The organism is Amycolatopsis mongoliensis (assembly GCF_030285665.1).
Classification (GTDB): Bacteria; Actinomycetota; Actinomycetes; order Mycobacteriales; family Pseudonocardiaceae; genus Amycolatopsis; species Amycolatopsis mongoliensis.
The window spans coordinates 5251304-5263403 of the sequence record NZ_CP127295.1 but is presented as its reverse complement, the minus strand read 5'-3'; the positions used below and the strand labels follow the sequence as shown (position 1 = coordinate 5263403).

12 protein-coding genes are annotated in these 12100 nt (G+C 71.6%); 7 read left to right on the top strand and 5 right to left on the bottom strand.

The window, feature by feature from the left end:
• Nucleotides 1-47: 47 nt before the first annotated feature.
• The gene (locus QRX60_RS25690) at nt 48-587 is read left to right on the top strand and encodes a TetR/AcrR family transcriptional regulator (protein WP_286003327.1); all 540 of its coding nucleotides are present in this window, start codon (nt 48-50) and stop codon (nt 585-587) included.
• Here the strand turns inward: QRX60_RS25690 and QRX60_RS25685 are convergent.
• Nucleotides 584-1318 (bottom strand): ferritin-like domain-containing protein, encoded by a 735-nt coding sequence (locus QRX60_RS25685; RefSeq protein ID WP_286003326.1) that lies wholly within the window; start codon nt 1316-1318, stop codon nt 584-586. The two genes, QRX60_RS25690 and QRX60_RS25685, sit on opposite strands and share 4 nt — an antisense overlap.
• 101 nt (nt 1319-1419) lie before the next feature.
• Here QRX60_RS25685 and QRX60_RS25680 point away from each other — a divergent pair, with 101 nt between their 5' ends.
• From QRX60_RS25680 to QRX60_RS25670, 3 genes are read left to right on the top strand one after another with little or no spacing between them, the layout of a single operon-like run.
• Nucleotides 1420-1572, top strand: a complete 153-nt coding sequence (locus tag QRX60_RS25680; RefSeq protein ID WP_285483406.1) for a ribbon-helix-helix domain-containing protein — start codon at nt 1420-1422, stop codon at nt 1570-1572.
• Complete coding sequence (locus tag QRX60_RS25675; RefSeq protein ID WP_286003325.1) at nt 1572-1898, top strand: VOC family protein; 327 nt, start codon at nt 1572-1574, stop codon at nt 1896-1898. Before QRX60_RS25680 ends, QRX60_RS25675 begins: the two co-directional genes overlap by 1 nt.
• Before the next feature lies 1 nt (nt 1899).
• Nucleotides 1900-3306 (top strand): MFS transporter, encoded by a 1407-nt coding sequence (locus QRX60_RS25670; RefSeq protein WP_286003324.1) that lies wholly within the window; start codon nt 1900-1902, stop codon nt 3304-3306.
• 4 nt (nt 3307-3310) lie between these two features.
• On the opposite strand, the gene QRX60_RS25665 is transcribed toward QRX60_RS25670, so the two are convergent.
• Complete coding sequence (locus QRX60_RS25665) at nt 3311-4009, bottom strand: TetR/AcrR family transcriptional regulator (RefSeq protein WP_286003323.1); 699 nt, start codon at nt 4007-4009, stop codon at nt 3311-3313.
• Nucleotides 4010-4172: 163 nt separating this feature from the next.
• Here QRX60_RS25665 and QRX60_RS25660 point away from each other — a divergent pair, with 163 nt between their 5' ends.
• Both QRX60_RS25660 and QRX60_RS25655 read left to right on the top strand, forming a co-directional pair.
• Complete coding sequence (locus QRX60_RS25660) at nt 4173-5621, top strand: FAD-dependent monooxygenase (protein ID WP_408630248.1); 1449 nt, start codon at nt 4173-4175, stop codon at nt 5619-5621.
• Between the two features lie 43 nt (nt 5622-5664).
• Nucleotides 5665-6456, top strand: a complete 792-nt coding sequence (locus QRX60_RS25655; RefSeq protein WP_286003321.1) for an isocitrate lyase/PEP mutase family protein — start codon at nt 5665-5667, stop codon at nt 6454-6456.
• A gap of 34 nt (nt 6457-6490) precedes the next feature.
• Here the strand turns inward: QRX60_RS25655 and QRX60_RS25650 are convergent, their stop codons facing one another.
• The 3 genes from QRX60_RS25650 to QRX60_RS25640 all read right to left on the bottom strand — a co-directional run bounded on the left by QRX60_RS25650 (nt 6491) and on the right by QRX60_RS25640 (nt 10774).
• Complete coding sequence (locus QRX60_RS25650) at nt 6491-9307, bottom strand: vitamin B12-dependent ribonucleotide reductase (protein WP_286003320.1); 2817 nt, start codon at nt 9305-9307, stop codon at nt 6491-6493.
• 31 nt (nt 9308-9338) lie between these two features.
• Nucleotides 9339-9833 (bottom strand): transcriptional regulator NrdR, encoded by a 495-nt coding sequence (nrdR, locus tag QRX60_RS25645; RefSeq protein WP_284741110.1) that lies wholly within the window; start codon nt 9831-9833, stop codon nt 9339-9341.
• A gap of 473 nt (nt 9834-10306) precedes the next feature.
• Nucleotides 10307-10774: a LysM peptidoglycan-binding domain-containing protein gene (locus QRX60_RS25640; protein ID WP_286003319.1), complete on the bottom strand. Its 468-nt coding sequence runs from the start codon at nt 10772-10774 to the stop codon at nt 10307-10309.
• A gap of 353 nt (nt 10775-11127) precedes the next feature.
• On the opposite strand from QRX60_RS25640, the gene lexA reads away from it, so the two are divergent.
• Nucleotides 11128-11787, top strand: a complete 660-nt coding sequence (gene lexA, locus QRX60_RS25635) for a transcriptional repressor LexA (protein ID WP_049878229.1) — start codon at nt 11128-11130, stop codon at nt 11785-11787.
• The last annotated feature ends 313 nt before the right edge of the window (nt 11788-12100 follow it).

Sequence of the window (12100 nt, the reverse complement as noted above, 5' to 3'; positions counted from 1 at the left end):
TTCGAGTCAACTGGACGCTACGTCCACTTATTCCCTAGGCTGCCGCCATGCCCGAACGCGCCGACGCGGCCCGCAACCGCGCGAAGATCCTCGCGGCGGCCGACGAGCTGTTCACCGCCCGCGGCGCGGCGGACGTGACGATGGAGGACATCGCCCGCGCGGCCGGTGTCGGGCGCGGAACGCTCTACCGCCGCTACCCCGACCGCGCGTCGATCGCTGTCGCGCTGCTGGACGAGCACGAGCGCCGGCTGCAGGAGTCCCTGCTGCGCGGCGACCCGCCGCTGGGCCCGGGCGCACCGCCGGCCGAGCGGCTGGCCGCGTTCTACGCGGCGATGGTGGAACTGCTGGAGCGGCACGCGCACCTGGTACTGGGCACGGAGGTCGGCCACTCCCGCTTCACGACCGGCGCGTACGGCTTCTGGCGCACGCACGTCCGCGTGCTCGCTGCGGGCGCCCCCGACCCCGACGTCCTGGCCGACATCCTGCTGGCGCCGCTCGCACCGGAGCTGTACCTGCACCAGCGGGCGCGAGGTGTGTCGCCCGAGCGGATCACGGCGGCACTGCGGGAACTGGCCGGCCTTCTCTAGACGAGCCCGCGCGGCCGGGCACGCCTCGGGACGTACCGCGGCTTCGGTTTCGGTTCTTCGCCACGGATCCGCGCGAGGGCGGCCTCGAAAGCGGTGAGCACGTCGGCGACGAAGACGAGCCGCCCGACGCCGAGCCGGTGCAGCGCCGGCCCGTGGTCGGCAGCGACGGTGACCGCGACGCCGAGCAGCAGCACCCGCCAGGCCCCGAACACCGCGGCGCGCACCGGTTTCGGGAGGTCCGCGAACCCGATCCGCAGCCGATGGCAGTGGAAGGGCACGTGCCGCTCCTCGTCGGCGAGGATCCGGGCGGCGACCTGCGTGACGAGCGGGTCGCCGGCGCCGTCGCGCAGGGCCCGGTAGTACCGCAGCGCGACGACCTCGGCGATGAGCAGCACCATCAGCTCCAGCCGCAGGCCGAGCGCCCGCCGCAGCCGGACGAACACGGTGTCGGACCAGTGCGTCGCGATGGTGGGTACCCCCGCGGCGGCGAGGAGTTCGGCGAGCATCCGCGCGTGGTTCTGCTCCTCGGCGACGAAGAGCTTCACCGCAGCCAGGTACTCGCCGTCGCCGGCCTTCGCGATGAGGTTGGCGCCATCCCCGGCCTCGCCGACCTGGAACCGTTGAATGCTGCGCGCGACGTCGGGATGCAGCCGGGCCCCGCGCACCCAGGGCGGGTCCTCCCGGCAGCGACGGCGTCCGGCTTCCGCTTCGAATTCCCGCAACCAGTTCATCGGACCCGATGATGCCTCGCGGCTGTGGACGCGGTGCAGGCCTTCTGTGGAGATCCGGTGGAGGTTGACGCGCTATCAAGATAGGATGCTAGCATCCTGTCATGGCGGACAAGGACGTCAAGCAGTTCAACGTGTACCTCCCCGTGGACCTGATCCGGGAGGTCAAGCACCACGCCGTCGACACCGGGCAGTCGCTGTCGGCGCTCGTCACCGAGGCGCTTCGCCAGTACCTCGCCACCGAAGGAGACAAGTGATGACCACCAGCGGGATCGAAGCCGTGTACCTCGAGACGCACAACTGGGGGAAGGCGGCCAAGTTCTTCCAGACCCTCGGCTACGAAATCGACTTCGCCACCGACCACAACTCGGGGCTGCTGCGCAACGGCGACGGGCCGTACCTGTTCATCGCCGAGGTGCCCGAGAGCGAGCCGACCGGGATGAAGCTCGTCCTGAAGACCGGCAGCGACGTGCCGCCCGATGTCGAGGTCGTCTCCCCCTTCGAGGACACCCACTTCGGGACCCGGGAGATGACCGTCCGCGATCCCGACGGGCGGGACTGGATCCTCCAGGCCGGGAGCTGACGTGCAGCGCTCGCTGGGGATGCTCGTCGTGATGACCGGCGTGCTCATCGCGGCCGTCGACGGCACCATCGTCGTGCTCGCCCTGCCCGCCATCCAGGACGACCTCGGCATCTCGCTCGCCGCGGTCACCTGGGTGGTCATCGGCTACCTGCTGGTCGTCACGGTGCTCGCGACGCAGCTGGGCCGGCTCGGCGACCTCTTCGGCCGGGTGCGGATGTACCGGGCCGGGTTCGCGGTGTTCGTCGCCGGCTCGGCGCTGTGCGCCCTGGCCTGGAACGCCGCGACGATCATCGCGTTCCGGCTCCTGCAGGGCCTCGGCGCGGCGCTGATCGCCGCGAACAGCGGCGCGATCATCGCCGAGCTGTACCCGCCGGCCGAGCGCGGCCGCGCCTACGGCTTCAACGCCCTCGGGTACTCCGTCGGCTCGGTGGTCGGCGTGCTGCTCGGCGGCGTCATCGTGACGTCGGTGTCCTGGCGCTGGATCTTCTGGATCAACCTCCCGATCGGCGTGGCCGCGCTGGTGCTGGCCGGACGCGTCCTGCGCGACCGCGGCGAGCGGAAACGCCGACGGCTGGACGTTGCCGGCATGGTCGCCCTCGGCCTGGGCCTGTTCGGCGTTTCGTGGGCGATGACGTCGCTGGCCGCGGAGCCACTGCGCTGGACGCACCTCGTCTACCTGGCCGGCGGTCTGGTGCTGCTCGGCGTCTTCGTGGTCGTCGAGCTGCGGCACCCGGACCCGACCGTCGACCTGTCGCTGTTCCGCATCCCCGCGGTGGCGCCGTCGCTGCTGGCCGCGCTGCTGCAGGGGCTCGGCAGCTTCGCGGTGCTCTTCCTGGTGATCATGTACCTGCAGGGCCCGCGCGGCCTGAGCCCGATCGACGCGTCCCTGCTGCTCCTGCCGGGTTACGTCCTGGGTGCCGCGGCGGGCCCGTACGCGGGACGGCTCGCCGACCGCCTCGGGCCGGTGCTCCCGGCGACCGCCGGGCTGGGTCTTTCGGTCGTGGCGCTCGTGCTCTTCGCCCGGATGACGACGACCAGCAGCCTGTGGCTGCCCGCGCTCGGCAACGTCGTGATCATGATCGGCGGCAGCTTCTTCTACCCCGCCAACAGCTCGGCGGTGATGAAGGCCTGCCCGCCCGAGCGGCTGGGGACCGCCTCGGGCGTGCTGCGGACGTGCGCGAGCATCGGCATGGTGTTCTCGTTCACCACGGCGATCCTGGTCGCGGCCCAGGCGATCCCACGCGGCACGGCGTTCGCGATCTTCGTCGGCTCGGCCGGCCTGGACGGTCCACTCGCGACAGTGTTCACCGAGGGGCTGAGCACGGCTTTCCACACCCTGACAGGAATCATGCTCGCCGCCGCGGTCCTGTCCGCGATCCGCGGCCGCCGGGTGCCCGCCGCCGGCTGACGCCTCAGCGGCGGGCGCGGGCCGCGATGCCGTCGAGCACGCAGTCCAGGCCGAACTCGAAGACCTCCTCCGCGCTGCGGTCCTCCCCCTCGATCACCCGGCGCGAGAACTGCGGGTACTCGCCGCTCTCGACGACTTCGCGGATGTAGGGGCCGACGCTCGCCTGCCACTGCTCCTTCGTCAGCCCCGACCGGCGCCGGGCCTGCAACTCCGCCAGCTCCTGCGTCACCGTGCCGAAGACGTACGCCAGCACCGCGTCCACGGCCCCCGCGACGAACGTGATGTCGTCACCCAGCGGCGCTGCCGCCGCGAGGGCGGCTTCGTGGCGACGCAGCGAGTTCGCCCCCAGCGCCGGGCGGCCGGGGATCTCGCCGCTCAGCCAGGGGTGCCGCAGCAGCGTCGCGCGGACCTGGCGGGCGATGCTCGCCAGGTCCGCGCGCCAGTCACCGGTGAGCTCGGTGTCTTCGGCGCCCTTGACCTCGTCGATCATCAGGTCCAGCAGGTCATCGCGGCTCGCGACGTAGCGGTAGAGCGACGCCGTGCCCGAGCCGAGGTCGGCCGCGACCCGGCGCATCGAGAGCGCGGGCAGGCCTTCGGTGTCGGCGATCGAGATCGCCGTCCGCACGATCTGCTCGACGCTCGGGGCCTGGCGCCGCGGACTGCGCCGCTCCTTGGCCCAGACCAGCGCCGGCTCCTCCGCCATGGTCGTCCTCCCGCGGTTCGTTGCGAACAGCGTACCCCACTGGCTACGGTGTATCTGTAACGAGAACACCGTAGCCACAACTGGGGACGACCATGACTCGCGTGCTCATCGCCGGCGGCGGCACCGTCGGCCTGTCCACCGCCCTTTCCTCGCCCACCACGGCGTGCCCGCGCTCGTCGTCGAACGCGCCGACGGCCCGTCGGCGCACCCGCGCGCCACCGGCCTCGGCTTCCGCACCCTGGAGTTCTTCCGCCAGGCCGGGATTGCCGACGCCGTCGAGGCGGTCGCCGTCCGGCGCACCGCGTCCCTCGGCAAGATCTCCGCGCCGACGCTGGCCACCGCGGACCTGCCCGACACACCGCCCGCCGTGCCGAACAGCCCGAACGTCGCCGCGTCCCGGCACAGCCCGACCACGCTGCGCTGCACGTGCCCGCAGGACCGGCTCGACTCGGTGCTCCTCACCGCGGCTCGCGAACGCGGCGCGACCGTCGCGTACTCGACCACGCTCGTCTCGTTCGGCCAGGACGGCACCGGCGTCACCGCGGTCCTCGACGGCCCGGACGGCCGGCGGTCCGTGCGCGCCGACCACCTGGTCGCGGCCGACGGCGGCCGCAGCGAGGTGCGGGCCGCGCTCGGCATCGGCACGACGGGACCGGGCGCGCTCGGGCAGCCCCTGCTCAACATCCTGTTCCGCGCCGACCTGACGCCGTACACGAAGGGCCACCACTTCGCGAACTGCACGATCACGACCCCCGAGTCGCCCGGGATGCTGGTGACCGTCGACGCCGGGAAGGACTGGATCTTCCACACCGATCTCGGTGACGAGCCGGTGGACGCGTTCCCGCCTTCGCGGTGCGCCGCGCTGATCCGCGCCGCCATCGGGGTCCCGGACCTGGCCGTGGAGGTGCTGAGCGTGCTGCCGTGGCGGGTGCGCGGGCAGCTGGCCGACCGGTTCCGCACCGGCCGGGTGTTCCTCGCCGGTGACGCGGCGCACGCGGTGCCGCCGCTCGGGGCCTTCGGCGCGAACACCGGCATCGCCGACGCGCACAACCTGGCGTGGAAGCTGGCCGCGGTCCTCGACGGCTCCGCGGGTCCGGCGCTGCTGGACACCTACGAGGCCGAACGCCGTCCGGTGGCGGCGCTCGCGCTCGACCAGGCGCTGCGGCGGCTGAAGGACCCCCGCCTGCACTGGGACCAGGGCGCGGAGGCGGCGGCCGCCCGCGCCGCGGCCGGCGTCATCAACGCCCCGGTCGTGCACCTCGGCTACCGCTACGACTCGGCGGCGGTGCTCGACGCGCGACCCGAGCTGCCGTCGACGGAGGACGTCGTGCTCGACGGGACGCCCGGGTCACGGCTCCCCCACGCCTGGCTGGGCACCGATGTGTCCACAGTGGATCTTGTCGGCCGCCGCCTCACGCTGCTGACCGGCCCGGGCGGCGAGTGGCCACGGACGGGTGATTTCGACGTCCACGTCGTCGACGACGAAGAATGGCTGCGCAACACGGGCATCGCGGACGGCGGCGCGGTGCTGGTGCGCCCGGACCACTTCATCGCCTGGCGAGGGCGGCCGGACGGGCTCACCGAGGCGGTGGCGCGCATCCTGGCCCGCTGATCCGGCCGTTGTCCGAGGGCCGTCGCGGGAGGAAGCTGAACGCATGACGACCGCCGACGCGTTCCGGGCCCTGCACGAGCGACCCGAGCCCTTCCTCCTGCCGAACCCGTGGGACGCCGGGACCGCCCGGCTGCTCGCCGGCCTCGGCTTCGAAGCCCTGGCCACCACGAGCCTCGGCGTGGCCAACGTGGTCGGCCGGGCGCGCGCGACCCGGGCGGAGATCCTCGCCAACTGCCGGGAAATCGCCGACGCGACACCGCTGCCGGTGAATGCCGACCTCGAGAACGGCTTCGCCGACGACCCGGCCGAGGCCGCGAAGATGATCGACGCGGCCGCTGACACCGGCGTGGTGGGCGTGTCCATCGAGGACCACACGGGCGACCGCGGCTCCCCGATCTACGAGTTCGGCCTGGCGGTCGACCGCGTCCGCGCGGCGGTGGAGACGGCCCGCGCCCGCTCGGTGGTGCTCACCGCGCGGTGCGAGAACCTGTGGCTGGGCATCGACGACCTCGACGACACGATCAAGCGCCTGCAGGCGTTCGGGGAAGCGGGCGCCGACGTGCTGTACGCACCGGGGTTGCGGACGCTCGACGAGATGCGCGCGGTGGTGTCGTCGGTGGACAAGCCGGTGAACGTCGTGATGGGGTTCGCCGACCCGTCGATCACCCTCGACCAGCTGGCGGAGATCGGCGTCCGCCGCATCAGCATCGGCGCGGCGCTCTCCCGGCTCGCGTTGAAGTCCTTCATGGAGGGTGCCCGCGAAATGCGTGCCGGGCGGTTCGGGTTCGTCGGCGATCTGCCGCCGATCTCCGAGCTGCAGCAAGCGTTCGGCTGACCCGGGTGGCACCCACCCGGGTCAGCCTCGGCCGTCAGCTGCAGCCGGACGTCGCGCCGCAGCCTTCGCAGGCGTAGCACGAGCCTGCCGGGCGCATCTTCGTTCCGCACGTCATGCACAGCGGGGCGTCCGCCGCCTTGCCGAGGCGCAGCTCCATCAGCTCCGTCGTCGTCTGGGCTTCGCGGTGCCGGTGCTCCGGCTCGTCCGCGTGCGGCTCCGGCGAGGAGTCCACTGTGGAGCGCAGTGCCTCGATGTCGACGCCGGCGCCACCGCCGTAGGTGGCCTCCACCTCCGCCGACCGCTCGTCCGCCGACAGGATGCCCAGCTGCGAACGCTTCTCGTACGGCAGGTAGTCCAGCGCCAGGCGGCGGAACAGGTAGTCCATCACGCTCGTCGCGATCCGGATGTCCGGGTCGTCGGTCATGCCGGCCGGCTCGAAGCGCAGGTTCGAGAACTTCGAGACGTAGAACTCGAGCGGGATACCGTGCTGCAGGCCCACCGAGATCGACATCGAGAAAGCGTCCATCACGCCGGCCAGCGTCGAGCCCTGCTTGCCCAGCTTGACGAAGATCTCGCCGAGACCGTCGTCCGGGTACGAACCCGCCGTCAGGTAGCCCTCCGCACCGCCGACGGTGAACGACACCGTCTGGCTCGGGCGCTTCTTCGGCAGGCGCTTGCGCACCGGCCGGTACTCGACGACCTTCTCCGGTTCGGCGGCCGCCTTCTCCTTCTTGCCCGTCGACAGCGGCTGGCCGACCTTGCAGTTGTCGCGGTAGATCGCCAGCGCCTTGAGGCCGAGCTTCCAGCCCTGGAAGTAGATCTCCTCGACCTCTTCGACCGTCGCCGACTCCGGCATGTTGACCGTCTTCGAGATGGCGCCGGAGAGGAACGGCTGCACCGCGGCCATCATCCGGACGTGGCCCATCGGCGCGATCGAACGCTCGCCGACCGCGCAGTCGAACACCTCGTAGTGCTCCGGGCGCAGCCCCGGCGCGTCGACGACGTGGCCGTTCTGCGCCACGAACTCGACGATCGCCTCGACCTGCTCGGCCTGGTAGCCCAGCGCCTCGAGCGCGCGCGGCACCGTCTGGTTGACGATCTGCATCGAGCCGCCGCCGACGAGCTTCTTGAACTTCACGAGCGAGAAGTCCGGCTCGATCCCGGTGGTGTCGCAGTCCATCATGAAGCCGATGGTGCCGGTGGGCGCGAGCACCGACGCCTGCGCGTTGCGCCAGCCGTGCTTCGTCCCGATGTCGATGCCCGTCTTCCACTCCTCCGTCGCCAGTGCGCGGACCGCGGCGTCGTTGGCGTGGTAGGTGCGGACGAGCTCGTTCGCCGCCGCGTGCTTGCGCATCACGCGCTGGTGCGATTCGGCGTTGCGCGCGTAGCCCTCGTACGCGCCGACCGCCCGGGCCAGCTCGGCCGAACGCCGGTAGGAGACGCCGGTCATCAGCGACGTGATCGCCGCCGCGAGCGCGCGACCGCCGTCGGAGTCGTACGCGTGGCCCAGCGCCATCAGCAGCGCGCCGAGGTTCGCGTAGCCGATGCCGAGCTGGCGGAACTTCCGCGTGGTGTCGGCGATCGGCTCGGTCGGGAAGTCCGCGAAGCAGATCGAGACGTCCATCGCCGTGATGACGAACTCGACGGCGCGCGCGAACAGCGGCGCGTCGAAGGTGCCCTCGGGCGTGACGAACTTGAGCAGGTTCAGCGAAGCCAGGTTGCAGCTCGAGTTGTCGAGGTGCATGTACTCGCTGCACGGGTTCGACGCGGTGATCCGGCCGGATTCGGGGCAGGTGTGCCAGTCGTTGATCGTGCCGTCGTACTGGATGCCGGGGTCGGCGCACTCCCACGCGGCCTGCGCGACGCTGCGGAACAGCTTCTTCGCGTCGGTCCGGTCGATCACCTCGCCGGTGAGCCGGGCGCGCAGGCCGAAGTCGGTGCCGTTCTCGACCGCCTGCATGAACTCGTCGGACACGCGGACCGAGTTGTTCGCGTTCTGGTACTGCACCGAGGAGATGTCCGCGCCGGAGAGGTCCATGTCGAACCCCGCGTCGCGCAGGACCTTGATCTTCTCCTCTTCGCGCGCCTTCGTCTGGACGAACTCCTCGATGTCCGGGTGGTCGATGTCGAGCACGACCATCTTCGCCGCGCGCCGGGTGGCCCCGCCGGACTTGATGGTGCCCGCGGAGGCGTCGGCGCCGCGCATGAACGAGACCGGCCCGGAGGCGGTGCCGCCGGAGGTCAGCAGCTCCTTCGAGGAGCGGATGCGGGAGAGGTTCAGGCCGGCGCCGGAGCCGCCCTTGAAGATCAGGCCCTCCTCGCGGTACCAGTTGAGGATCGACTCCATGGTGTCGTCGACGGCGAGGATGAAGCACGCCGAGACCTGCTGCTTCGACGCCGTGCCGACGTTGAACCAGACCGGGGAGTTGAAGCTGAAGACCTGGTGCAGCAGCATCCAGGTGAGCTCGTGCTCGAAGATCTCGAGGTCCTGCGGCGTGGCGAAGTAACCGTGGTCGCGCGCGGCCGCGACGTAGGTCTTCACGACGCGGTCGATGAGCTGCTTGAGGCTGCGCTCGCGCTGCGGGCTGCCGACGGCGCCGCGGAAGTACTTGCTGGTGACGATGTTGGTGGCGTTGACCGACCAGAAGTCGGGGAACTCCACGCCACGCTGCTCGAAGTTGACCGAGCCGTCGCGCCAGTTCGTCATCACGACGTCGCGCTGTTCCCAGGTCACCTGGTCATAGGGGTGCTTCCCCTCGGTGGTGAAGACGCGCTTCACGCTCAGCCCGCCGGCCGCCTTGCTCTTCTTGCCGGCGGCCGTGCCGGCCCCGGTTCCCACGGTTTCGGTCATCGGTCGAACCCTCACTCCCGCAGCGGGACGGTCAATCGCCGTCTTCGCGCTGATCGCTCTCCTCCGGGGCAGCAGTACCCGCCATGGCCTCACGAAGATCGGCTATCTCCTTCTCGAAGTCCTCGACCGAAGAGAAGGAGCGGTAGACACTGGCGAACCGGAGGTAGGCGACCCCGTCGAGCTCACGCAGCGGGCCCAGGATGGCCAGGCCGACCTCGTGACTCGGGATCTCCGCCAGCCCGGCGGAGCGGATCGACTCCTCCACGCGCTGCGCGAGCTGCTGCAGCGCGTCGTCGTCGACCGGCCTGCCCTGGCAGGCGCGGCGGACGCCGCTCACCACCTTGTCCCGGCTGAACTGTTCGGTGACCCCGGACCGCTTGACGACGGCGAGCACCATCGTCTCCGACGTCGTGAACCGCCGTCCGCAGGACGCGCACGAGCGCCGCCTGCGGATCGCCTGGCCTTCATCCACCTCTCGGGAGTCGACGACCCGGGAGTCCGCATGCCGGCAGAACGGGCACCTCATCCGCCGATCACCTTCCCCTCATCGCCGGCCGCCCCGGTCGACGTCCCCGCGGCCACCATGCACCCCTGCACCTGGTGATCGTTCTGTGGACATCCGGTGGGTAAGAGCCGACCAGCTGTGGACAACTGCTGCCCAGCCTACCCCAACCTGTGGACCAACTACAGCGGTGTAACTACTACATATAGCGGGCGAGCGTAGAACTCGAAGGGGGCGGGCGCAAGCGGCGCGGCCGGTGCGGAACTCGCCCGGGTGAGGTCCGGCGGGCCGTCGTGCGAAGGCCGGGCCGCGCTTCGCCCGGAACCGGACCGCCGCGACGCGGCAGCCGGGGCAGCGTCACCCTGGTGGAGCAGTGGAACCTGCGCGTCGAGCGCCGCGGACCCGCCGCCACGAGCCCGGCGGGACACGCTTGCCGAGCGATCGGCGGTTTCACCGGAGCGGGTGATTTTCCGTGGGCGGTCAGCCCCGGGGCGGCGTCACGGCGCAGGAACGGCGTCGGCGACCGGGACCGTCAGCGGCAGCCCGGGCACCAGGACGGCCTCGTCCAGGCGGTTGAGCTCCTTGATCCGGGCGACGACCGCGCTCGCGTCGCTGTCCGGCGCGAACCGCGCGGCCAGCGAAGAAAGGGTGTCGCCCTGGCCGACCGACACCGTGGCCGTCCGTCCCGGCACCGGCGCGTTCGCGGCGCCGCCGCCGAAGAGTCCCAGCCCGGTGACCACGAGGCAGCTCGCGACGGCGAGCGCGGCGAGCCACGGCCACCGCACCGGCACCCGGCGGGGCGCCGCGCACGGGGCACCGGCCGGGCGGCGGCCCGCGACGACCCGCGCGCGTGTCGGCGGGCGCTGGACCTCGCCGCGGCGCCCGCGCAGGACGCGGACGGGACGGGGTGGCGCCGGGACCGGGGTCGCCGGGCGGGCGTGCCCGCGTTCGGCCAGAATGGACATCCGAACCTCCTCGAAACCCTGGTGTCCGCCCGTTTCCGGGGCCGGGGCCGGCCCGTGGATCAAGGTCGAACAGGCGTTCTATCGAACGCCCGTGCGAAGGTCTACCACCTACCACCGACAAAATCGAGCGGACACGGCGTGTCGATCGAACAGATGTTTGAAATCGTCGTGCCCGGGGGCTAACGTCGGTGACCAGGGCATCTGCCGGGCAGATGCCGCCGGCGAGGCTGCCCGCACCCGGCGGGCGGCGGCCGGCGCGCGATACGTGCAGCGAACGTCTGGGAGGCGACGCAGTGGCGAAGGAGAACAAGGCGGGCAGGACCAGTGGGTCCCCCGGGGGCAGCGTGCACCCCATGCCCGAGGTGTACGACGTGGACGAGACCCTCACCGTCCGCCAGCAGCAGGTCCTCGACGTGATCCGCTCGTGGGTGAGCCGGTTCGGCTACCCGCCGAGCGTCCGGGAGATCGGCGAGGCGGTGGGGCTGACGTCGACGTCGTCGGTCTCGCACCAGCTGCGTGCCCTGCAGCGCAAGGGGTACCTGCGCCGGGACGCGAACCGTCCCCGCGCGGTCGGCGTGCTCTCGGCGACCGACGACAACCCCATGGGCATCGAGATGGACCAGCAGCCGGTCATGCCGAAGGCGGCGTACGTGCCGCTGGTCGGCCGGATCGCCGCCGGTGGCCCGGTGCTGGCCGAGCAGGCCATCGAGGACGTGTTCCCGCTGCCGCGGGAGATCGTCGGCGAGGGCGAGCTGTTCCTGCTGAAGGTCACGGGTGACTCGATGATCGACGCGGCCATCACCGACGGCGACTGGGTCGTGGTCCGGCAGCAGCCGGACGCCGACAACGGCGAGATCGTCGCGGCGATGATCGACGGCGAGGCGACGGTCAAGACGTTCAAGCGCAAGGGCGGCCACATCTGGCTGATGCCGCACAACGAGGCGTACGAGCCGATCCCCGGTGACGACGCGACGGTGCTCGGCAAGGTCGTGGCGGTCTTGCGCCGGCTCTGACGAGCCTGGGCGGGTGCCTTCCGGGCTATCGCACGGCCCGGGAGGTTCACCGGATCGGATGATCTCGGCCGTGGGGAGCCGAGATTCGGGAGCCAGCCCGACCGCGGTGCGGTGGGTGGACGGGAAGCCCGGCCCTGTCCACCGCTGCACCGGTCGAGGTTCCTTCGCGCGGTGCGCAGGACTGCGCGGCCTGAGCGGCCGCGCCCCGCACCGCGCGAAGGACGGCCGTTTCGCGGGACGGCGGTGAACGCGCGGACTGCGATCACCGCACCGCGCACGAAAGTCGGCCTGCTCGCCAGAGCGCGCCGGAGCC